This is a genomic window from Citrobacter sp. Cf118, from assembly GCF_030334095.1.
GTDB classification, from domain to species: Bacteria; Pseudomonadota; Gammaproteobacteria; order Enterobacterales; family Enterobacteriaceae; genus Citrobacter; species Citrobacter freundii.
In genome coordinates this window covers 135,845-156,713 of the sequence record NZ_JAOWES010000085.1, presented here as the reverse complement: position 1 = coordinate 156,713, position 20,869 = coordinate 135,845, and the positions used below count along the sequence as shown (strand labels likewise).

The following is a 20,869-nucleotide window of genomic DNA, read 5'->3' as shown; positions in this document are numbered from 1 at the left end:
AAACCCTCGGGCAGAAATGTCCGGGGGTTTTTCTTTTGGTCATCTTTTTAGTATATGATTCAGCTACGGACATAACGTCCAACTAATTGATCATGGGGAATGACATGCACGTGAAATATTTAGCAGGGATCGTTGGTGCCGCGCTACTGATGGCGGGTTGTAGCTCCAGCAACGAACTGAGTTCAGCCGGGCAAAGCGTACGCTTTGTCGAAGACAAGCCTGGCGCAGAGTGCCAACTGATAGGCACGGCAACCGGTAAGCAAAGCAACTGGCTTTCTGGCCAGCACGGCGAAGAGGGCGGCTCAATGCGTGGCGCAGCAAACGATCTGCGTAACCAGGCTGCGGCAATGGGCGGTAATGTGATTTATGGCGTCAGCAGCCCATCGCAGGGAATGCTGTCCAGCTTTGTTCCTACCGCCAGTGAGATGATTGGACAGGTTTATAAGTGCCCTAACTGATTACGCTTCATCCTTCAACCTGCCTCTTTGTTGGCTGCGCTGTGAAACCCCAGTCACATAGTTATCTATGCTCCTGGGGATTTTCTTCGCTTGCCGCCGCGATGCAGATTGAATGATTTTGTGTAATAAAGTGGCCTGGACAGGCTCATGCAATCGTAGGCCTGATAAGCGCAGCGCCATCAGGCATTCTGAGTCTTATGCGCAGACTGAACGCGTAAATGATGCAGCGCGCGCAGGCACTGATCCTGATTGAGCTTTTGCGTCTTATCACCCGTCAACGTTCTGACAAACACCTGGCACGGCACGCCGGCAAGTTTTTTCAGCCGTGGGCTGAAATCAAGAAGACGACGGGTAATGGCTTCGGCCTCTTTACTGCCGGAAGCAGCGCGAGTTTTTACTACCGAACCACAGTATTGGGATTTTCCTTTATCATCCGTATAGCGGTAAATAATCGCCAGATAATGATTAAACAGGTTATGTTTCCATTCGGGTTGTGTATAAGAGTCGTATTCCAGATTGTCGTTTTGCTGGCAATCCACATCGTACAGCGGCAGGAAATCCAGCAGCGATGTAATTCGTAGCGCTAAATCCCGCATGCCAGCATTATTTATTGCATGAATAATTGCATGCGCCAACACCTGAATCTGTAATTCATTAACCAGTAATTCATCTGTTTTCCCGTCATGCAACGTCAGAGAAAATGCTAAGTTCTCCCCTTTATCATCCACTAACGTCAGTGAATTTATGCGACGGCTAATATCCGCATTCTTTAGCTCATCTTCCTGAATTAACGGAATGTTTTCGTGCATCTTTTTGCTGGCTTTGTCACGTTCTTTTTCATATTGCAAACGTGCGTCTTCGCTAAGTTGGTGCTTCATATAGAGCCTGCTCTCGAGCGCGATAAGCAGATCTCTTAGCCCAAGCGGAGAGAGAAAAAACAGCGACTCTTTATTTCTTGGTTCTTTAATCTTCAATGCCAAAGCAACAAATTCATTCTTCTGACGAATAACACCGGTATTAATACCTTTAATACTTATAGCCATCAAAGGTTCTCCCTAACCATATATTTATTGAAAATCTAGATTTGACTTTATTTATGTTTTTTGCAAATAACTAATTGCGCGCTGCGAGTTAAAATAGCACATATTAAAAGTGCGGCTCCACCTGCAGGGATATTAAATAATCGTGATCGATAGCGAGTGTCCGGAATCGGACACTCAATAATGGTTATTGTTGGCGTAACTGCAGGTCCAACGGCGTTTTACTTGGCTCTCCACCAATTTCACGCGCCAGTTTGGGGACCATGTAACCGGAAACCAGTGTCAGCAGTTCACGCATAATGTGACGCGCTTCATCATCGCTGACCATAAAGTGGGCGGCACCCTGTACTTTATCCAGCACGTGCAGGTAATAGGGCATCACACCGGCATCAAATAGTGCGTTGCTAAGGTTAGCCAGGGTTTGTGCGTTATCGTTCACGCCACGCAGCAATACGCTTTGGTTGAGTAGCGTAACGCCCGCGGCGCGCAGACTACTCATCGCCTGGCGAAACGTCTCATCAACTTCATTGGCATGGTTAATGTGATTGACCAGCAGAATCTGCAGAGAGGAGCGCGCAAAACGTTCGACCAGTCCTTCGGTAATGCGCGCAGGAATCACTATCGGCAAACGGCTGTGAATACGCAGGCGTTTAATGTGCGGAATGGCTTCCAGTTGCGTGAGCAACCAGTCCAGTTCGTGGTCTTTGGCCATTAACGGATCGCCACCAGAGAAGATGATTTCATCCAGCTCAGGATGCGCGGTAATGTAGTCGAGAGCGACCTGCCAGTTGCGCTTATTGCCTTGGTTTTCGGCATATGGGAAGTGTCGACGGAAACAATAGCGACAATTCACCGCACAACCGCCTTTGACCAGCAACAGTGCCCGATTGCGATATTTATGCAGCAGACCGGGAACCACACTGTGCTGTTCTTCCAGCGGATCGGTTGAGTAGCCTGGCGCGGCAACAAACTCTTCCTGGGAGGTAAGTACCTGACGCAAAAGCGGATCGTCCGGGTTACCTTTCTGCATGCGGGCAATAAACGCGCGCGGCACGCGCAGGGCGAAAAGCCGTCTCGCATCGCGTCCGGCCAACAGTTTTTCATCTGCGTCTATATTCAAAAGATGCAGAAGTTCATCGGGATCGGTCACAACATCGGCAAGTTGCGATAACCAATCTTCTCTGGATGGGGTATTTAGGGTTACAATATGCGCCATTTTGTGGCTTAGCTACCAGTTAACAATTTTCAGAGGGCCTTATGGCAACGTACTATAGCAACGATTTTCGTGCTGGTCTTAAAATCATGTTGGACGGCGAACCTTATGCGGTTGAAGCCAGCGAATTCGTTAAACCAGGTAAAGGCCAGGCGTTTGCGCGCGTTAAGCTGCGTCGCCTGCTGACCGGTACTCGCGTAGAGAAAACCTTCAAGTCTACTGACTCCGCTGAAGGCGCAGACGTAGCCGACATGAACCTGACTTTCCTGTATAGCGACGGTGAGTTCTGGCACTTTATGAATAACACCACTTTCGAACAGCTGGCTGCTGACGAGAAAGCGGTAGGCGATAACGCTAAATGGCTGCTGGACCAGGCTGAATGTATCGTGACCCTGTGGAACGGTCAGCCGATCTCCGTAACTCCGCCGAACTTCGTTGAGCTGGAAGTTGTTGAAACCGACCCAGGTCTAAAAGGCGATACCGCTGGTACTGGCGGCAAACCGGCTACCCTGTCTACCGGCGCAGTCGTTAAAGTTCCGCTGTTCGTACAGATCGGCGAAGTGATCAAAGTGGATACCCGCTCCGGCGAATACGTTTCTCGCGTAAAATAAGTCTTCCATTTGATCTTATGGCGCAGGTTGCTGCGCCATACTTTTTCCAGGGCAGGAATGATGAAACGTCTTCTCGGTCTTGTAATGCTACTCCTTTTCACCAGCACCCTCCTGACGGGATGCAATACCGCGCGCGGTTTCGGTGAAGACATCAAACATCTTGGCAATTCAATCTCTCACGCTGCCAGCTAATCCTTTCATATAGTCTTAAAAACGATTGTTTATCCATCACACTCCCAGATCTTGTCTATTATTAAGTAGCTATACACAAACAATATTGGCTAGAAAAGGAAGACGTTATGGTTAAGAAGACAATTGCTGCGATCTTTTCTGTGTTGGTACTTTCTTCCGTTTTAACCGCGTGTAATACCACACGAGGCGTAGGACAGGATATTTCTGAAGGCGGTAGCGCCATTTCTGGTGCAGCGACAAAAGCTCAGCAATAATGAAGAACGGTACGACGTCGTGTCGTACCGTTAATCTCCCTTCCCTGGGAGTGACAGAAACGGCGAGAAGCGGTTCCCCAGGTGCAGTTTCATACGGATATTCCGCTTATAGGTGTAGACCGTTTTGCCATGAATACTGAGTGCGGCGGCAATGGCATTGTTACTCACACCATCCATCCACATTGATAATACTTTCTCCTCCTGCGGCGTAAGCAAAGGCGTGGCGTTTTTGGGTATTTCTAATGCGGGGCGAACCTGAAGTGCTTCCTGAATTGTGTGGGAGAGTGTGTTCAGCGTGGTGTGCTTGGTCAAGACCGAATGGGCGACGGATTGAGAGGGCGCGATGGGGGCATGCTGTCTATCTGCTGATTGCAGTAAAATCAGTGGGATGACGCCACAACTCATAAAAAAAGGGTTAATTGGCGGACTGGAGTGCGTCTCGCTAATAAAACTGTATAAATCCGCGATCACCAGATGCGGTTTCCATTGCAAAATATGCTCTTTTGCTAACAGGAGATTATTGATTCCTGATACCAGAAATGAAGAGCTAAACCTGCCAGAATGATTAAGCAAGGCCTCTATCCCTGTGCGGGTAAAGTGGCACCGGTCAATCACTAAAATTTTAAGCATAAACGTTTCGCATTCAGAAGAGGGGCAATCGACTTTCCGGTTTCAGAAAGCCCTTCATCATAGAGAACTCCGATGAGTGCCAAATGCGGGAACTACGCCGCTAATTATGCTTAATTCTTGCTTTTAGCAGGCAGTGAATAAAAAGGTTGAAATTCATTTTCTTCCGGGCAAAAATGCCATTTCACACATCAGCTTTGTAGGACGACCTGCAAACGCTTCTTTCACCGGGGACGGCCCCATTGTTCTGGAGCCTGATATGTCCTGGATCGTTTTATTAATTGCAGGTTTGCTCGAAGTCGTCTGGGCGATTGGCCTGAAATATACCCACGGTTTTACGCGTCTTACGCCAAGCATTATCACTATTGCGGCGATGATCGTTAGTATTGCCATGCTCTCCTGGGCAATGCGCACATTACCTGTAGGAACCGCTTATGCGGTCTGGACCGGCATTGGCGCCGTAGGGGCGGCCATTACAGGGATTTTGCTGCTGGGTGAATCTGCCAGTCCGGCACGTTTGCTGAGCCTTGGGCTGATCGTTGCTGGCATTATTGGTCTGAAGCTGAGCACTCACTAAGCGCCAGGTTGTTTCACCCAAATCAGCTTATTCACCTCAAACCCCTCCCGGGTCGCGATGGCTAACATTTGCTGTTTCATTTCATCTGAAATAGTTGGGGTCCGTGAAAGGATCCACAGGTAGTCGCGATCCGGACCGCAAACCAGCGCGTGACGATATTCCCGGTCGAGTGCAATTACGTTATACCCACCATAGAAGGGGCCGAAGAATGATACTTTAAGCGCGGCCGTGCTTGGGTCGCCGGTGAAATAGGCTTTCCCTTCCGTTTTCTGCCACATCTCCCTGTCAGGGTTATAGCCCTTGTTAATAACGTTGATGCCGCCGTCGTCGCGCAAGCTGTACGTTGCGGTCACTTTATCCAACCCGCGCTCGAAACGATGGTCGAAGCGCGCAATTTCATACCATGTTCCCAGATAGCGTTTGGCATCAAAGTTATTCACCACGGTAACGCCTTTCGGCGGTGTTGGGGAGCTGCAAGCGACAACCAGGAATGCAGCCGTAACTGCAGCAACGACGGGCAAAATGCGCATGAGATTTTCCTTGCTGTATTTTTGTTAAGTGTAGATGACAACAGGAAAAAAAGAGCAAGAAAGGAGGTCCGATTTACCGGACCCCTCTGTCAGTTATTGCAGTTTTTCAAGAATGCGCCAGGCCGCCTCGACGCGAGCCGGGTTGGGGTAGCTTTTGTTTGCCAACATTACGATGCCAAGGTTTTTTTCTGGAACGAAGGCAACGTAGCTGCCAAATCCGCCTGTGGATCCTGTTTTATGCACCCATGAGGCTTTCACGGCAGGTGCTGGCGGGTTTACCTCAACGGCGGGAAGCGCTGCCAATGCCACTTTGCTGTCGCTGCCGTTGATGATCGAATCAGCTTTCAGCGGCCAGTTCAGCATCTCCCAGCCTAATCCCTGGTACATATCACCAATACGCCAGTAGCGAGACTGCGCAAGCTCAATGCCCTGCTGGAGCGTTTTCTCCTGAACGTGGCTGGCGTCCATGTTGGCCTGAACCCAGCGGGCCATATCGATAACGCTGGATTTCACGCCATAGGCTTCGGCGTCAAGTTGTCCCGGAGAAACGTGCACAGGCTTCCCTTCGCGATAGCCCCAGGCATAGTTTTTTTGTTCGCTTTGCGGAACCGTAATCCAGGTATGCGCCAGTTTTAATGGTTGCAGGACGCGTCTGGTCATTGCCTCTTCGTAGCTCATACCTGAAGGTTTCACCGCCAGCGCACCAAACAGACCAATGCTGGAGTTAGCGTAAAGACGCTTAGCGCCCGGAGTCCATTGTGGTTGCCAGTTTTGATAAAAGCGCAGTAATGCGGCTTTATCCGTAATGTCATCGGGGATCTGCAGCGGCAGGCCACCCGCTGTATAGGTGGCTAAGTGCAGCAGGCTGATACCCCGCCACTGTTTGCCTGTCAGTTCTGGCCAGTATTTCGTGACCGGATCGCTGAGCTTAATTTCGCCGCGGGCGATAGCGTCGCCGCCCAACACGCCGTTAAACGTCTTACTGACCGACCCTAGCTCAAACAGCGTTTGCTGCGTGACTAGGTGGTTATTGGCGATATCGGCTTTACCCCAGGTAAAGTAATAAGGTTTCCCCTCGTAGATAATCGCCACGGCCATACCCGGAATAGCCTGCTCCTGCATCAGTGGTGTGATGGTGCGGTTAACGATATCGGCAATTTGTTGTTCTGTTTTTGCGGCAGCAAACGTGGAGAAAGAGGCTGTCAGCAGCAGTGCGCAGCATATCGATTTTTTCATCATGAAATCAGTTCCGTAATTAAAAGCAAAAGGGTGTCCGGGCCCGTCAGACGCAATCAGTGTGTTTGATTTGCACCGTGTTGACAAACGGTTAAATTTAGCAGCAGATATAAGTTTTTCTAACAGGCCGGATGATGACGCGTAGCTATATCCCTCTTAACTCGCTGCGGGCTTTTGAAGCCGCGGCCAGACATCTCAGTTTTACCCGCGCTGCGATTGAGCTCAACGTGACGCATTCTGCCATCAGCCAGCATGTAAAATCGCTGGAGCAGCAGCTGAATTGTCAGCTATTTGTGCGCGGTTCTCGTGGATTAATGTTGACGACTGAAGGGGAAAGTCTGTTACCTGTACTTAATGACTCCTTCGATCGTATGGCGGGGATGTTGGATCGTTTTGCCACTAAACAGACCCAGGAAAAACTTAAAATTGGCGTAGTGGGAACCTTTGCTATCGGCTGTCTTTTCCCGCTTCTGAGCGATTTTAAGCGCAGTTACCCACATATTGATTTGCATATTTCTACCCATAATAATCGCGTGGATCCCGCCGCCGAAGGGCTGGATTATACCATTCGCTACGGTGGGGGAGCCTGGCACGATACCGATGCGCAATATTTATGTAGCGCGCTGATGTCTCCACTGTGTTCGCCAACATTGGCTTCGCAGATTCAAACGCCTGCGGACATCCTGAAATTTCCGTTATTGCGATCGTATCGGCGGGATGAATGGGCGCTTTGGATGCAGGCGGCCGGAGAGGCGCCTCCGTCACCGACGCACAATGTGATGGTGTTTGATTCGTCCGTCACCATGCTGGAAGCCGCTCAGGCGGGGATCGGTGTGGCAATTGCGCCAGTCAGAATGTTCACGCATTTACTCAGCAGTGAACGTATCGTTCAGCCGTTTTTAACGCAGATTGATTTGGGAAGCTACTGGATAACGCGTTTGCAATCTCGCCCGGAGACGCCCGCGATGCGTGAATTTTCCCGTTGGTTGACCGGGGTGCTGCACAAATAAAAAAGGCCCGCCAATGGCGGGCCTGATAATTAACGCATGTACTTAGATGGTCAGAATACCAATCGCCGTTACAACGGTCAGGATAGCTGCCAGTCCGTAGAATACCCATTTGCCAGCCGGCACGTGGATTTTCAGGTCATGCATCGCGTGGTGCATACGGTGTAAACCACACCACAGCGGCAGAACGATCATCAGGAACAGAAACGCACGTCCGATGAAGCTCTGAGCGAATGCCAGTACGCGTTCATAGCTGAAAGCATCAGGAACAAAGCCCAGCGGCAGCATAATGCCTACCAGCAGGATCATTACCGGCGCAATGATTGCGCTCCACATACCGCCTGCACCAAACAGGCCCCAGAATACGGGTTCGTCAGAGCGTTTTGGATTTGGATTAATCATTCCGGACTCCTTACCAGAACAGGGCAACAAACAGTATGACTACTGTAGCAACCACAGTGACTGCCCAGAGACCTTTGATGATCGGCTCTGGCCCCATTTTTTCGTCTTTTACGATGATGTTGGCTGCTTTTGGTGCCAGCTCAAACCAGGTTTTGGTATGCAGCAGCGCTGCTGCCAGGGCGATAATGTTAAGGATTACCACCACCGGGTTTTGTAAAAAGGCGACAAAGCCCATCCAGGACTCTGCACCATGCTTGAGTGCAAACAGGCCGATAATCAGTTCAATGCTGAACCAGACTGCCGGGACTGCCGTGCCTTCACGCAGCATGTAAAAACGATAAAATGGCAGCTTTTTCCACCAGGTGGACGTCATTGGCCGCACATAGGCTTTACGTTTAGTCGTCATCGTGCACTCCTTAGCGTGGTTTCAGGGTAGCGATAAGAAAGTCTTTTGAACTTTCAACTTTACCCTGCTGAATGGCCGCAGCCGGATCGACGTGTTTCGGGCAGACTTCGGAGCAGTAGCCCACGAAAGTACAGGTCCAGACGCCGTTCGGGCTGTTCAATTGAGCCATACGCTCCTTCTTACCGTGGTCGCGGCTATCTTCGTTGTAACGATGCGCCAGCGTAATCGCAGCCGGTCCAATGAACTCAGGGTTCAGGCCGAACTGCGGGCACGCGGCGTAGCACAGACCACAGTTGATGCAACCGGAGAACTGATGATACTTCGCCATCTGCGCCGGAGTCTGGGTGTTTGGACCCTGATCCGGTGTACGCGGGTTACCGATGATGTACGGTTTGATCGCTTCCAGGCTTTCGATAAAGTGCGTCATGTCGACGACCAGATCGCGCTCAATCGGGAAGTTACCCAGCGCTTCAACCTTCATGCCGTTTGTGTAATCACGCAGGAAGGTTTTGCACGCCAGTTTCGGTACATTGTTGACCATCATGCCGCAGGAGCCGCAGATTGCCATACGGCAGGACCAGCGGTAGCTCAGGTCCGGTGCCAGGTTATCCTTGATGTAGCCCAGCGCATCCAGCAGTGACGTGGTTTCATCATAAGGAACTTCGTAGAAAGCACTGTGCGGCGCGGTATCGGTTTCCGGGTTATAGCGCACCACCTCAACTTTCAGGTTTTTCATCTCAGCCATTCGCCTTCTCCTTCTTATCGGCTGCTTCCGCTTCGCCACCGTAAACACGTTTAGCCGGTGGCAGAGTGGTGATTTTCACGTCGCTGTATTCCAGGCGAGTCGTGCCGTCAGCATCGCGGAAGGCGAGGGTGTGTTTGAGGAAGTTCACGTCGTCACGCTCGGTACAGCCTTCATCCAGACGCTGATGCGCGCCGCGGGATTCTTTACGCGCCAGCGCGGAGTGCGCCATACATTCAGCAACGTTCAGACCGTGACCCAGTTCGATGGTATACAGCAGGTCGGTGTTGAAGACGCTGGAGGTATCAGTGATACGTACGCGCTTGAAGCGTTCCTGCAGTTCAGCCAGCTTATCAACGGTTTTCTGCATCAGTTCCGGCGTACGGTAGATACCGCAACCTTCTTCCATGGAGATACCCATTTCATCACGGATCTTAGACCAGTTTTCGTTACCTTCCTGGTTAACCAGATCTTTCAGACGTTTTTCAACGCCAGCAACCTGTGCGTCAAGAGCGGCACTGTTTGCAGCGCCAGCCGTTGCAGCGCGTTCCGCAGCTTGTTCACCGGCCATACGACCGAAGACCACCAGTTCCGCCAGGGAGTTAGAGCCCAGACGGTTAGCGCCATGCAGACCAACAGAGGAACATTCGCCGACAGCGAACAGACCTTTAATGCGGGTTTCACAGTGCTGATCGGTTTCGATACCGCCCATGGTGTAGTGTGCGGTCGGACGTACCGGGATCGGTTCTTTAACCGGATCGACACCCACGTAAGCTTTCGCCAGTTCGCAGATGAACGGTAAACGTTCGAGCAGTTTTTTCTCGCCGAGGTGACGCAGGTCCAGGTGAACCACATCGCCACGCGGAGTGGAAATGGTGTTGCCTTTGCGCCATTCGTGCCAGAAAGCCTGAGAAACTTTGTCGCGCGGACCGAGTTCCATGTATTTGTTTTTCGGCTCGCCCAGCGGGGTTTCCGGACCCATGCCGTAGTCTTGCAGATAACGGTAGCCGTTTTTGTTGACCAGAATACCGCCTTCACCGCGGCAGCCTTCAGTCATCAGGATACCGGAGCCTGGCAGACCCGTCGGGTGATACTGAACGAATTCCATATCACGCAGCGGAACGCCGTGGCTCAGCGCCATGCCCATACCGTCGCCGGTTACGATGCCGCCGTTGGTGTTGTAACGGTAAACACGACCAGCGCCGCCCGTTGCCATTACGACTGCGTTAGCACGGATCTGCACCAGCGTGCCTTCCATCATGTTCATGGCAACCAGGCCGCGGGCATGACCCTCGTCCACCAGGATATCCAGAACGAAGTGTTCGTCAAAGCGCTGAATCTGCGGGAACTGCAAAGATGTTTGGAACAGCGTATGCAACATGTGGAAGCCGGTTTTATCTGCGGCAAACCAGGTACGCTCGATTTTCATGCCGCCGAAGCGACGTACGTTGACGCTACCGTCTTCACGACGGCTCCATGGGCAGCCCCATTGTTCCAGTTGCGTCATTTCAGTTGGGCAGTGGTGGACAAAGTAATCCACGACATCCTGCTCACATAGCCAGTCTCCGCCTGCTACCGTATCGTGAAAATGGTAGTCAAAGCTGTCATGATCCTGCGCGACAGCAGCAGAGCCGCCTTCGGCAGCAACGGTATGGCTGCGCATTGGGTACACTTTTGAGATCAGTGCGATTTTAGCGTTGGGATTTGCTTGTGCGGCAGCAATTGCAGCACGTAATCCCGCGCCACCGGCGCCTATAATGGCAAGATCGGCTTGAAAGGTTTGCACGACATTCCTCCAGATTGTTGTTATTTCATCCCCGCCTGAAATCAGATGCTTCATCGGCTTCAAACAGGTTATGAACGCGTTTCCACTGCTCCTTTATAGGTACAATAGTATAGTCTTAGGGATGTGCGGGAAATTTGACGTGTTCGATTTTTTTAGCGTGTCACAGGGGGGAATTATCATTGAATTTGATTAATTTAATTACTAAACCACCCTATGTCGCTTTTTTTATCCAATTGCCAGTGCTGATTACTGCTGCCTGAAATTTGTCTCGTTAGCGCGATACGAGTAGACTTCGTGCCCTTGTCTTAAATCGGAGAAACAACCATGAGCGAAACGGCAACCTGGCAGCCGAGCGCGTCCATCCCCAATCTGTTAAAACGTGCAGCAATTATAGCGGAGATTCGCCGCTTTTTTGCCGATCGTGGCGTGCTTGAGGTTGAGACCCCTTGTATGAGTCAGGCAACGGTAACGGACATCCATCTGTTCCCGTTCGAAACGCGTTTCGTTGGCCCTGGACACTCCCAGGGGATGAATCTCTATTTAATGACCAGCCCTGAATACCATATGAAGCGCCTGCTGGTGGCAGGGTGCGGCCCGGTGTATCAACTGTGCCGCAGCTTCCGTAATGAAGAGATGGGGCGCCATCATAACCCTGAATTCACCATGCTTGAGTGGTATCGTCCGCACTACGATATGTATCGGCTGATGAATGAGGTGGACGATTTGCTTCAGCAGGTGCTGGACTGTTCGCCTGCGGAAAGCCTCTCTTACCAGCAAGCCTTCCAGCGTCATCTGGAGATAGACCCGCTGTCTGCGGATAAAGCCCAGTTGCGGGAAGTGGCGGCGAAATTGGATCTCAGCAATATCGCCGATACCGAAGAAGACCGGGACACCTTACTGCAGCTGCTGTTTACGATGGGCGTTGAGCCGCATATTGGTAAAGACAAACCGACGTTTGTGTATCATTTCCCGGCCAGCCAGGCATCACTGGCGCAAATCAGTACCGAAGATCACCGCGTGGCTGAACGTTTCGAGGTTTATTACAAAGGTATTGAGCTGGCAAATGGTTTCCATGAATTGACCGACGCGCGCGAGCAGCAGCAACGATTTGAACAGGATAACCGCAAACGTGCCGCACGTGGTCTGCCGCAGCAGCCTATCGATACCAACCTGCTGGAAGCGCTGAAAGTAGGCATGCCGGATTGCTCAGGCGTGGCGCTGGGTGTTGACCGTCTGGTAATGCTGGCGCTGGGCGCAGAGAGCCTGGCCGAGGTTATCGCATTTACCGTCGATCGCGCATAACTTACTCTTCCGCAATACAAAGTGGCGGTTTAATCGCCACTTTGTAGCATATTTTTTCATTTCCCCCTCTAATAGCCACAATTTACACCTGGATATTTGATATCGTTTAGGTATCAATTCTGTGTTGATTTTTTTATCGCTGAACTCTGCAAAGAGAGCAGTGCCAACCGGTGAGCGGCGTTTGCTAAACGCTTGCCAGAGTAAGGGATGGTTTAATGACCCAAACAATAAAAAAGATGAGCCTGCCAGGTCTCATTCTCATGATATTTACGTCAGTTTTCGGTTTTGCTAATAGCCCCTCCGCATTCTATTTAATGGGGTATAGTGCAATACCGTGGTATATATTTTCTGCATTATTATTCTTTATTCCATTTGCTTTAATGATGGCGGAAATGGGTTCTGCCTATCGGAAAGAAGAGGGTGGAATCTATTCGTGGATGAATAATAGCGTTGGACCGCGCTATGCCTTTATCGGCACGTTTATGTGGTTTTCTTCTTATGTGATATGGATGGTAAGTACTGCGGCGAAAGTCTGGGTACCTTTTTCAACCTTCTTGTTTGGCGCAGACATGACGCAGCACTGGCGTATTGCAGGGCTTGAGCCTACGCAGGTCGTCGGACTGCTCGCCGTTGGCTGGATGATTCTGGTGACCTGCGTGGCCTCCCGGGGTATTAATAAGATTGCCCGTATTACGGCAGTAGGCGGAATTGCCGTAATGTGTCTTAATTTAGTTCTGTTGTTAGTGAGTGTCGCTATCTTGTTATTAACTGGTGGCCACTTTGCACAGGATATTAATTTCATCTCCTCACCTAATCCCGGATATCAGTCCGGGCTGGCAATGTTGTCATTTGTTGTGTTTGCCATTTTTGCTTATGGCGGAATTGAAGCTGTAGGGGGACTGGTTGATAAAACAGAAAAACCAGAAAAGAACTTTGCTAAAGGCATTGTTTTTGCCGCTATTGTCATTTCTGTTGGTTATTCACTGGCCATCTTTTTATGGGGTGTTAGCACCAACTGGCAGCAGGATATAAGCAATAGCTCGGTCAACCTCGGCAATATTACTTATATCCTGATGAAGAGCCTCGGGATGACGTTGGGTAATGCGCTGCATCTTTCCCCTGAGACCGCGGTGGTGATGGGCGTATGGTTTGCACGTATTACCGGGCTTTCCATGTTCCTTGCCTATACCGGCGCTTTTTTCACCCTCAGCTACTCACCGCTGAAAGCGATTATTCAGGGCACGCCGAAAGCGTTGTGGCCCGCGCCGATGACCAAACTGAATGCCGTAGGGATGCCGACGACGGCAATGTGGTTACAGTGCCTGCTGGTGAGCCTGTTTATCCTGTTGGTTTCATTTGGTGGCGATACGGCTTCAGCGTTCTATAACAAACTGACGCTGATGGCGAACGTATCCATGACGCTGCCGTATCTGTTCCTGGCGCTGGCGTTTCCGTTCTTTAAATCCCGTCCGGGTCTGGAAAGGCCGTTTGTTGTCTTTAAAACCCGAGCGGCGACGCTGCTGGCAACGGGTGTGGTCGTTCTGGTGGTGACGTTTGCCAACGTGTTCACCATCATCCAGCCAGTAATTGAAGCCCGGGACTGGAACAGTGCCTTGTGGATGACCGGCGGCCCGATCTTCTTCTCGCTGCTGGCGATGGCGATTTATGAGAACTACAGCCGCCGCGCGGTCAACGAACCTGAGTGGGCGGTGGAATAAACGACCTGCCCAATCCGGCCTACAAAGATGCATCTTAGTAGGCCGGATACAGTGAAGCCTTCCGCTTACAAACTTCCCGCCGGGCGGCTGCCTCTTCCTGCAGAACTTAATGTTCTGCCTGTTTGCTTACCGCCGAGGCTCTCCAGACGCATCTGGAACGGTGGGAACGGCATATCAATACCATGCTCGCGGAAGCCTGCCAGAATCAGCTGGTGGATTTCATGGCGCAGCGGCATGCGATGCCCCATTTCAGCGGCATAAATACGCAGTTCGAAGATTTGAATTCCTTGTTGCAGGTCAACCAGGAAGACTTCTGGCGCCGGGTTATCGATAACCAGCGAGCAACGATGTGCGGCAGTCAGCAGGATCTGCGTAACCTCCTCGCTGTTAGCCTCCGACGGTGCCGGGATGGTTAACACCACACGGGTAACCGAATCGGATAGCGACCAGTTGATAAACTGTTCGGTGATAAAGGCTTTGTTGGGTACGATGATCTCTTTGCGGTCCCAGTCGCTGATAGTGGTGGCACGGGTATTAATTTTCGTCACGCTACCGGTGAGATCGCGAATTGTAACCGTGTCGCCAATGCGGATTGGCTTTTCAAACAGGATAATCAGGCCGGAAATAAAGTTGGCGAAGATCTCCTGCAAACCAAAGCCCAGACCGACACCAAGAGCCGCCACCAGCCATTGCAGTTTGGACCACTCAATACCGATCATCGAGAAGCCCACCAGGCCGCCAATCAGCATCAGAAGATACTTAGTGATAGTGGTGATGGCGTAACCGGTGCCGGGGGTTAAATCCAGATGTTGCAGTAGCGCCAGCTCCAGCAACGCGGGTAGGTTGCGCACTAGCTGGGTGGTGATGATAAACACCAGAATAGCAATGAGCACCGCGCCCAGCGTTATCGGTTCTAAGCTTTCCACGCCCTGCACCGTGGAGGTGACATCCCACAACGAGATGTTTTCCAGGAAGCCGAAAGCGGAATGAATTTCTGACCACAGCACAATAACCGAGAGCAGGGCGATAAGCATCAGGATAGAACGTACCAGGCGCAGCGATTGCGCGCTGATTGCATCCAGATCCACTTCGCTTTCATCTACATCGATCGTACCTTCAAGGCTGGTTGAATGAGGTGGTTCCTCTTCGCCCCGCGCACGTTGCGCCAGCATTTCGGCGCGTCGATGTTTGGCGCGGTCAAACGCAAGGCGGCGGCGCTGAATTAGCATCCAGCGGCGGATGACGTGATACACCACCAGTAATAAGAACCAAATCGCCACGGATGTTTCCAGGCGTGCCAGCAGGGCTTGCGATGTGGCGAGATAACCCACTGCCGCGGCGAGAATTGCAATCAGCGGCGCGCCCATCAGCATATTCCACAGCATACTATTGACCATGTTATCGCTGTTGCCCTCTTTATCGAGGTACAGCGGTATCCCGGCACGTTTCAGGCTCAGGGTCACGACCGCCAGCGCACCGCAAATCAGAATAAAGCACAGACGTCCCAGCGAGGCGGAGAATTCCCGGTCATTGAGATTATCAAACATAATCACCGCCATGATCAGCGGGACAATCAGTCCGATGCTCATCAGGTAGTAGTGCATGGCTTTCGCGACGCGGTTACGTGGCCAGCCAAAGTGGGCAATGAACAAACCGTTGGGACGCGCAAAGGTGGCGCAAATCATTACCGCCCATAGCATAGGCACCGTGGCGGTAACGCCATCGCCGATAGCAACAGCCAGCGGGTAAGGCCAGGCTTCCTGCAACCCGTAACCGAGCGTTGCCCATAACACCGGCAACGGAGAAGCGACGAGTATTGACCAGAATACCGTGCGTATTGTCAGCCAGAAATGGTCCTGGGTGACTTTCCCGACTCGCGCGGACGAGCGTTCAAGGAAACGGGTGAAGTGCTTGCGCGAAGAGAGGCTAAAGCCAACCAGCACCAACGCCGCGAACAGCGGCAATAGTGTTTCTTTGCTGGTCAGCATCATGATGCTGGCTTTACCCAACTGATTAAACGTATCTAATGAGATCAAACGCCGCAGATCCTGAACGATGTCGACAGGCCAGGAGAGCGAAATGGGACTGACGTCTGACGTCCAGAACAGATAGCGGTGCGTTGCTTCGTTGACCTCTTTTAGCGCATCTTCCAGTTGGCTGTTGGAGACTTTGAGCTTGGTCAGCTCAAGGATCAGCGTATCGCCGCCCTGTAACAATGAGTTCAGCAGCTCGCGCTGGGTGCGTAGCTGGGCGTTGAGAATACTGCTCTGTTCAGCGGTCAGCGGTTGTCCATCGGCCTGATGAATCTGACGCAGCTGCGGCTGTTTGTTGAGGAGATCCTCATAGCGCATACGGTGCACGCGAAGCTGCGCCATTTCGGTATCCAACTGCTGGGGCTTGGGCATTTCCGGCAGACGGGATACCTGCGCGCGCAGCGCTTCTCCCAGCATATTTGAAACCCCAAGCCACTGAGACTGCTCTCGCAGCGTATTCAAGGCCTGGCGGACCTGCAGCGTTTGGCTGGCAGCCTGACGCTGCTGCGAGGCGACCAGGTCCATACGTTGCGCCTGCTGGTTCAAAGCCTGAGACAGCTCGCGGTTAACCTTGAACTGATCGACAATACCTTCCGGCAGTCCCGCGCTGTTTTCCGCCAGCAGTTCGGTACTTTCCAGCGCTCGCTCTGCTTCACGCTGGCGCTGACTGTTGAGTTGATTGCGCAAAGCCTGCAGGTAAGTGTCGAGTTGCTGACTCTGCTTTTCCGCCAGTTCGGAGCGCATACGCGCCAGTTCCTGACGGTTATTGGCGGAAAGCTGTGCCAGCTCCAGTTCATCGACCAGGGCTTTAAGTTTGGCGGATTCAGCTTGCATCGCCTGATTCTGCGCGGAATTGCCATTGGAGGTACCAATGCGCCGCTCAAGCTCATTGAGCTGGCGGCGGGCATCGGTTTGCTGTTGAGGAAGCTGGCTTAACGAGTCGGCGATTTCCCGGGCGCGATCCTGCTCCTGCTGGGCCTGACGACTCTTTTCCAGCAGTTGGCTGCTAACCTGGAGGATCTCCTGGTTTAATGCATCGGTAGTGAGTCCGGTTGGCGCATTGCGCGGTTCATCGCGCAGGTTACTAAGCTGTGCGCGTAACGTTGCGGACAGCTTGGGGAAGTTATCAATAACCTGCTGATATTGCTGTGCGCGCTCGAGAGAGCCTTTCCGCTCCTCAAGGGCATTCAGCGCGGACTGGAGCGCCTCGACGGTTTCTGGCTGAGCGGGTTTTGCCGCTTTTGCCTGCTCCAGTTCCTGTGTGAGTTGTTTGGCATCGGGGGCCGTCGCAGCGTACGCCCCCAGGCTGAGGCACCAGGCCATCAGAAAAGTGATAATCAGGCGCACAGCAGCGATTCCTATGTTTAACTTTCGTCTTTTTTGTCGTCAACCAGCGGGCTGGCGTCGTGTTCTGCTTCGATCTCTTCTTTCGCCAGCGGGGCCGGTTCTGTCTCTGGCGTCACGAAAGTCTCGGTCGAGATGGCCATAGGTTGGCCGATTTTGGTCACGGAAAGATCCTGCAACTGCTCAACCAGGTTAACTTTGCCAGGTGCGAACAGGTTGATGACGGTGGAACCGAGCTTAAAGCGGCCCATTTCCTGACCTTTCAACAGCGCCACCGACCCTTCGCTTTCGCCTTCCGGCCAGGTCCAGCGCTTGATGACGCCTTCACGCGGTGGGGTAATGGTGCCAGCCCATGTGGTTTCAATGCTGCCGACGATAGTCGCGCCGACCAGAATCTGCACCATCGGACCAAATTCGGTATCAAACAAACAGATTACGCGTTCGTTGCGGGCAAACAGGTTCGGTACGTTTTGCGCAGTCAGTATGTTTACAGAGAAGAGATCGCCCGGCACATACATCATTTCACGCAGGATACCGTTACACGGCATGTGTACACGGTGGTAATCGCGTGGAGACAAGTAAGTGGTTACAAACGTACCGTTGCGGAATTTGTCCGCCATCTGATAGTTGCCAGCCAGCAGCGCTTCGAGGGTATAGCTGTGCCCTTTAGCCTGCAGCAGTTTGTCTTCTTCGATGTTGCCTAACTGGTTGATCACGCCGTCAGCGGGCATGACCAGTACGTTTGGATCTGTATTAATCGGGCGAGCATCGTCGCGCAGCGGGCGAACAAAGAAGTCGTTAAAGGTGCGATAGCTGGCGGTGTCCGGCTTTTGCGCCTCTTTCATATCGACCTTGTAATATTTCACGAACAGATCGATAACCAATTTGGTCAGCCATCCCGCTCGTTTGCTCGCACCCCAACCCGCCAGGCGAGTGAGCCATAGTTTCGGCAGAATGTATTGTAGCGAAAGCTTAAATGAGTTTAACAAGGTAGCCTCCAGGCCATAATTTGTTCCCGATCCGGCATGTGGGCCGGATCCTGAAAAAAGGGGGACGATTCTAGCGATGCTTAGCTTAGTTGTCAGTTGTCTGTATCAGAAAAGTTTTTACGCGTTTTTACCTGCGCCATGCTTTCCAGGATGCGGTGATAATTTTCAAACCGGGTTTCGGCTATGGCCCCTTTTTCTACAGCCTCACGGATAGCGCAGCCTGGATCGGTATCATGCTTGCAGTCGCGGTATTTGCAATGGCCCAGGTAGTCATGAAATTCGACAAAGCCATGCGTGATTTGTTCCGGCTCCAGATGCCACAGTCCGAACTCACGTACGCCAGGGGAGTCGATAACGTCGCCGCCGTGCGGGAAGTGATACAGGCGAGAGGCCGTGGTAGTGTGCTGTCCAAGACCGGAGTTGTCGGAGACATCGTTGGTCAGGATCTCTTCTTGCAGGCCGAGAAGATTATTGAGCAGGCTGGATTTACCTACGCCCGACTGACCGGCAAAAATGCTGATGCGATCGGTTAATGCTTCTTCAAGCGGTTTCAGGCCGTCTTTAGTGCGGCTGGATACCATCAACACCCGATAGCCAATGTTGCGATAGATATCCATCTGTTCGTTAACGAAGGCCATGCCTTCATCATCCAGCAGATCGATCTTATTCAGTACGATAATTGGTTCAACATGTAGCGTTTCGCAGGCTACCAGATATCGGTCGATAATATTGAGTGACAGCTCGGGTAAGATGGCTGAGACAATAACGATCTGGTCGATGTTGGCGGCAATAGGTTTTACCCCGTCGTAAAAGTCGGGGCGTGTCAGTACCGAGGTACGATCGTGTACCGCTTCAACGATACCTTTGACATTCACGCCTTCAGCCGCCGCTTTACCCGGGCGCCAGACTACGCGATCGCCAGTAACCAGCGAGCGAATTGTACGGCGGATGTTGCAGCGGTGAATTTCACCGTCAGCAGACTCTACGTCGGCATGCATGCCAAAACGGCTGATAACGATGCCTTCAGCGGTTTCGCCAAACAGGTTGTCGTCGTAGTCGGGCTTCTCCGTGGACGTTTTAAGACGACGCTGGTGATTGGCGTTCACACGGCGCTGTTGGCCTTTGGAGAGTTTATTCTTACTCAATCGGACTGGCTCCTGGTCGCCCATGATGGGCAAAACATTTATGATACACACAATTTTAGATCAATGTAGTCACACTGAATGTGACGCTGAAGGGTGGAAAATAGCATGAGTGCCAATGAAAACAACCTGATTTGGATCGATCTGGAGATGACAGGTCTGGATCCCGAGCGCGATCGCATTATTGAGATCGCCACGCTGGTGACGGATGCCAACCTGAATATTCTGGCAGAAGGACCGACAATTGCGGTGCACCAGTCCGACGAACAACTGGCATTAATGGATGACTGGAACGTACGTACGCACACCGGTAGCGGGCTGGTGGAACGTGTGAAGGCGAGCACCATGGGCGATCGTGAAGCAGAACTGGCCACGCTGGCTTTTTTGAAAGAGTGGGTTCCGGAAGGGAAATCACCTATCTGTGGCAACAGCATCGGCCAGGATCGTCGTTTCCTGTTTAAATACATGCCGGAGCTGGAGGCGTATTTCCATTATCGCTATCTGGACGTCAGCACGCTCAAAGAACTGGCGCGTCGTTGGAAGCCGGAAATCCTGGCTGGCTTCACCAAGCAGGGAACACATCAGGCGATGGACGACATTCGTGAATCTGTTGCTGAGCTTGCTTACTATCGCGAACATTTTATTAAGCTTTGATTTTGTTCTCCGGTGGCTTGCGTCACCGGCTTTTTGACGCTAAATTGTTCAGCTTGATTGCAAAGTAATCACTTGAACGAATTTTCGAAAAAAACGTATTCAAGGGGGTTGCAGCTAAACGGATTTCTCGTATAATGCGCCTCCCGTAACGACGCAGAAATGCGAATTACGACAGCAACAAATTTGCGGGAATAGCTCAGTTGGTAGAGCACGACCTTGCCAAGGTCGGGGTCGCGAGTTCGAGTCTCGTTTCCCGCTCCAAAATTTGAAATGCTTGTAAAGCAAAGACACACCCAAGCGGGAATAGCTCAGTTGGTAGAGCACGACCTTGCCAAGGTCGGGGTCGCGAGTTCGAGTCTCGTTTCCCGCTCCAAAATTTGAAAGTGCTTATAAGCACAGACCACCAATCGCAGGATTTCGAATTGCGACAAGGCGGCAACTGAATGAGTCCTTAGGAGCTTACTGAAGTAAGTGACTCAGGCGAATGAAGGCAGCCAACGCAGTAGCGGTTCGAAAGACGAAGATTATGCGGGAATAGCTCAGTTGGTAGAGCACGACCTTGCCAAGGTCGGGGTCGCGAGTTCGAGTCTCGTTTCCCGCTCCAAA

At 51.9% G+C, this 20,869-nt stretch carries 21 protein-coding genes and 3 tRNA genes; 12 read left to right on the top strand and 12 right to left on the bottom strand.

Annotated elements, in window-relative coordinates:
- The first annotated feature begins 104 nt into the window (after positions 1–104).
- The gene (locus OGX67_RS13955) at positions 105–458 is read left to right on the top strand and encodes a DUF4156 domain-containing protein (RefSeq protein ID WP_003025468.1); all 354 of its coding nucleotides are present in this window, start codon (positions 105–107) and stop codon (positions 456–458) included.
- Positions 459–637: 179 nt separating this feature from the next.
- Here OGX67_RS13955 and yjeJ read toward each other — a convergent pair whose 3' ends face one another.
- Both yjeJ and epmB read right to left on the bottom strand, forming a co-directional pair.
- A complete protein-coding gene (gene yjeJ / locus OGX67_RS13950) occupies positions 638–1,501 on the bottom strand; it encodes a YjeJ family protein (RefSeq protein ID WP_257651302.1) in 864 nt (287 codons plus the stop codon).
- Positions 1,502–1,685: 184 nt separating this feature from the next.
- On the bottom strand, positions 1,686–2,714 hold the full coding sequence (epmB, locus tag OGX67_RS13945) for an EF-P beta-lysylation protein EpmB (RefSeq protein ID WP_171859066.1): 1,029 nt from the start codon (positions 2,712–2,714) through the stop codon (positions 1,686–1,688).
- A 41-nt stretch (positions 2,715–2,755) separates the two neighbouring features.
- On the opposite strand from epmB, the gene efp reads away from it, so the two are divergent.
- From efp to ecnB, 3 genes are all read left to right on the top strand, one after another.
- Positions 2,756–3,322 (top strand): elongation factor P, encoded by a 567-nt coding sequence (gene efp, locus OGX67_RS13940; protein ID WP_003025478.1) that lies wholly within the window; start codon positions 2,756–2,758, stop codon positions 3,320–3,322.
- A 57-nt stretch (positions 3,323–3,379) separates the two neighbouring features.
- Positions 3,380–3,514 (top strand): lipoprotein antitoxin entericidin A, encoded by a 135-nt coding sequence (ecnA, locus tag OGX67_RS13935; RefSeq protein ID WP_003830568.1) that lies wholly within the window; start codon positions 3,380–3,382, stop codon positions 3,512–3,514.
- Positions 3,515–3,621: 107 nt separating this feature from the next.
- Positions 3,622–3,768 (top strand): lipoprotein toxin entericidin B, encoded by a 147-nt coding sequence (gene ecnB, locus OGX67_RS13930; RefSeq protein ID WP_003025482.1) that lies wholly within the window; start codon positions 3,622–3,624, stop codon positions 3,766–3,768.
- 30 nt (positions 3,769–3,798) lie between these two features.
- Here the strand turns inward: ecnB and OGX67_RS13925 are convergent, their stop codons facing one another.
- Positions 3,799–4,398: a helix-turn-helix transcriptional regulator gene (locus tag OGX67_RS13925; protein ID WP_003025485.1), complete on the bottom strand. Its 600-nt coding sequence runs from the start codon at positions 4,396–4,398 to the stop codon at positions 3,799–3,801.
- A 256-nt stretch (positions 4,399–4,654) separates the two neighbouring features.
- Between OGX67_RS13925 and sugE the strand changes: the two genes are divergently transcribed.
- A complete protein-coding gene (gene sugE, locus OGX67_RS13920) occupies positions 4,655–4,972 on the top strand; it encodes a quaternary ammonium compound efflux SMR transporter SugE (RefSeq protein ID WP_000118520.1) in 318 nt (105 codons plus the stop codon).
- Here sugE and OGX67_RS13915 read toward each other — a convergent pair.
- The gene (locus OGX67_RS13915; RefSeq protein WP_003025522.1) at positions 4,969–5,502 is read right to left on the bottom strand and encodes a lipocalin family protein; all 534 of its coding nucleotides are present in this window, start codon (positions 5,500–5,502) and stop codon (positions 4,969–4,971) included. The two genes, sugE and OGX67_RS13915, sit on opposite strands and share 4 nt — an antisense overlap.
- 93 nt (positions 5,503–5,595) lie before the next feature.
- Entirely contained in the window at positions 5,596–6,741 is a 1,146-nt protein-coding gene (locus OGX67_RS13910; protein WP_063859809.1) for a class C beta-lactamase CMY-135, read from the bottom strand.
- A 131-nt stretch (positions 6,742–6,872) separates the two neighbouring features.
- On the opposite strand from OGX67_RS13910, the gene ampR reads away from it, so the two are divergent.
- Positions 6,873–7,748 carry a LysR family transcriptional regulator AmpR gene (ampR, locus tag OGX67_RS13905; RefSeq protein ID WP_003025533.1) on the top strand — a complete coding sequence of 292 codons (876 nt, stop codon included), beginning with the start codon at positions 6,873–6,875 and terminating at the stop codon, positions 7,746–7,748.
- Between the two features lie 42 nt (positions 7,749–7,790).
- On the opposite strand, the gene frdD is transcribed toward ampR, so the two are convergent.
- From frdD to frdA, 4 genes are read right to left on the bottom strand one after another with little or no spacing between them, the layout of a single operon-like run.
- Positions 7,791–8,147, bottom strand: coding sequence for a fumarate reductase subunit FrdD (gene frdD, locus OGX67_RS13900; RefSeq protein WP_003025535.1), 357 nt, complete (start codon positions 8,145–8,147; stop codon positions 7,791–7,793).
- A gap of 10 nt (positions 8,148–8,157) precedes the next feature.
- Positions 8,158–8,553, bottom strand: a complete 396-nt coding sequence (frdC, locus tag OGX67_RS13895) for a fumarate reductase subunit FrdC (protein WP_003025537.1) — start codon at positions 8,551–8,553, stop codon at positions 8,158–8,160.
- 10 nt (positions 8,554–8,563) lie between these two features.
- Positions 8,564–9,298 (bottom strand): fumarate reductase iron-sulfur protein, encoded by a 735-nt coding sequence (gene frdB, locus OGX67_RS13890; RefSeq protein WP_003025540.1) that lies wholly within the window; start codon positions 9,296–9,298, stop codon positions 8,564–8,566.
- On the bottom strand, positions 9,291–11,081 hold the full coding sequence (gene frdA / locus OGX67_RS13885; protein WP_003025543.1) for a fumarate reductase (quinol) flavoprotein subunit: 1,791 nt from the start codon (positions 11,079–11,081) through the stop codon (positions 9,291–9,293). The genes frdB and frdA overlap by 8 nt, the downstream gene beginning before the upstream one ends.
- 324 nt (positions 11,082–11,405) lie before the next feature.
- Between frdA and epmA the strand changes: the two genes are divergently transcribed.
- Positions 11,406–12,383 (top strand): elongation factor P--(R)-beta-lysine ligase, encoded by a 978-nt coding sequence (gene epmA, locus OGX67_RS13880; protein ID WP_003025546.1) that lies wholly within the window; start codon positions 11,406–11,408, stop codon positions 12,381–12,383.
- Between the two features lie 215 nt (positions 12,384–12,598).
- A complete protein-coding gene (gene yjeM, locus OGX67_RS13875; RefSeq protein WP_257651300.1) occupies positions 12,599–14,101 on the top strand; it encodes a glutamate/gamma-aminobutyrate family transporter YjeM in 1,503 nt (500 codons plus the stop codon).
- A gap of 65 nt (positions 14,102–14,166) precedes the next feature.
- Here yjeM and mscM read toward each other — a convergent pair whose 3' ends face one another.
- The 3 genes from mscM to rsgA form a co-directional block, all read right to left on the bottom strand.
- Positions 14,167–17,481, bottom strand: coding sequence for a miniconductance mechanosensitive channel MscM (gene mscM / locus OGX67_RS13870; protein WP_071696484.1), 3,315 nt, complete (start codon positions 17,479–17,481; stop codon positions 14,167–14,169).
- A 17-nt stretch (positions 17,482–17,498) separates the two neighbouring features.
- Positions 17,499–18,467, bottom strand: coding sequence for an archaetidylserine decarboxylase (gene asd / locus OGX67_RS13865; RefSeq protein WP_003844975.1), 969 nt, complete (start codon positions 18,465–18,467; stop codon positions 17,499–17,501).
- Between the two features lie 92 nt (positions 18,468–18,559).
- Positions 18,560–19,612 (bottom strand): small ribosomal subunit biogenesis GTPase RsgA, encoded by a 1,053-nt coding sequence (rsgA, locus tag OGX67_RS13860; protein ID WP_170974257.1) that lies wholly within the window; start codon positions 19,610–19,612, stop codon positions 18,560–18,562.
- A gap of 105 nt (positions 19,613–19,717) precedes the next feature.
- Between rsgA and orn the strand changes: the two genes are divergently transcribed.
- From orn to OGX67_RS13840, 4 genes are all read left to right on the top strand, one after another.
- The gene (orn, locus tag OGX67_RS13855; protein ID WP_003839477.1) at positions 19,718–20,263 is read left to right on the top strand and encodes an oligoribonuclease; all 546 of its coding nucleotides are present in this window, start codon (positions 19,718–19,720) and stop codon (positions 20,261–20,263) included.
- Between the two features lie 185 nt (positions 20,264–20,448).
- Positions 20,449–20,524: transfer RNA gene (locus tag OGX67_RS13850), tRNA-Gly, on the top strand.
- A 36-nt stretch (positions 20,525–20,560) separates the two neighbouring features.
- Positions 20,561–20,636: transfer RNA gene (locus OGX67_RS13845), tRNA-Gly, on the top strand.
- Positions 20,637–20,791: 155 nt separating this feature from the next.
- Positions 20,792–20,867 (top strand) — tRNA-Gly (locus OGX67_RS13840).
- Positions 20,868–20,869 lie beyond the last annotated feature (2 nt).

Coding starts and splice junctions, on each gene's coding strand:
- epmA (WP_003025546.1), top strand. CDS start 11,406: ATGAGCGAAACGGCAACCTGGCAGCCGAGCGCGTCCATCCCCAATCTG.
- epmB (WP_171859066.1), bottom strand. CDS start 2,714: ATGGCGCATATTGTAACCCTAAATACCCCATCCAGAGAAGATTGGTTA.
- ampR (WP_003025533.1), top strand. CDS start 6,873: ATGACGCGTAGCTATATCCCTCTTAACTCGCTGCGGGCTTTTGAAGCC.
- orn (WP_003839477.1), top strand. CDS start 19,718: ATGAGTGCCAATGAAAACAACCTGATTTGGATCGATCTGGAGATGACA.
- ecnA (WP_003830568.1), top strand. CDS start 3,380: ATGATGAAACGTCTTCTCGGTCTTGTAATGCTACTCCTTTTCACCAGC.
- OGX67_RS13915 (WP_003025522.1), bottom strand. CDS start 5,502: ATGCGCATTTTGCCCGTCGTTGCTGCAGTTACGGCTGCATTCCTGGTT.
- ecnB (WP_003025482.1), top strand. CDS start 3,622: ATGGTTAAGAAGACAATTGCTGCGATCTTTTCTGTGTTGGTACTTTCT.
- OGX67_RS13925 (WP_003025485.1), bottom strand. CDS start 4,398: ATGCTTAAAATTTTAGTGATTGACCGGTGCCACTTTACCCGCACAGGG.
- efp (WP_003025478.1), top strand. CDS start 2,756: ATGGCAACGTACTATAGCAACGATTTTCGTGCTGGTCTTAAAATCATG.
- frdC (WP_003025537.1), bottom strand. CDS start 8,553: ATGACGACTAAACGTAAAGCCTATGTGCGGCCAATGACGTCCACCTGG.
- yjeM (WP_257651300.1), top strand. CDS start 12,599: ATGACCCAAACAATAAAAAAGATGAGCCTGCCAGGTCTCATTCTCATG.
- frdD (WP_003025535.1), bottom strand. CDS start 8,147: ATGATTAATCCAAATCCAAAACGCTCTGACGAACCCGTATTCTGGGGC.
- frdB (WP_003025540.1), bottom strand. CDS start 9,298: ATGGCTGAGATGAAAAACCTGAAAGTTGAGGTGGTGCGCTATAACCCG.
- sugE (WP_000118520.1), top strand. CDS start 4,655: ATGTCCTGGATCGTTTTATTAATTGCAGGTTTGCTCGAAGTCGTCTGG.
- OGX67_RS13955 (WP_003025468.1), top strand. CDS start 105: ATGCACGTGAAATATTTAGCAGGGATCGTTGGTGCCGCGCTACTGATG.
- OGX67_RS13910 (WP_063859809.1), bottom strand. CDS start 6,741: ATGATGAAAAAATCGATATGCTGCGCACTGCTGCTGACAGCCTCTTTC.
- yjeJ (WP_257651302.1), bottom strand. CDS start 1,501: ATGGCTATAAGTATTAAAGGTATTAATACCGGTGTTATTCGTCAGAAG.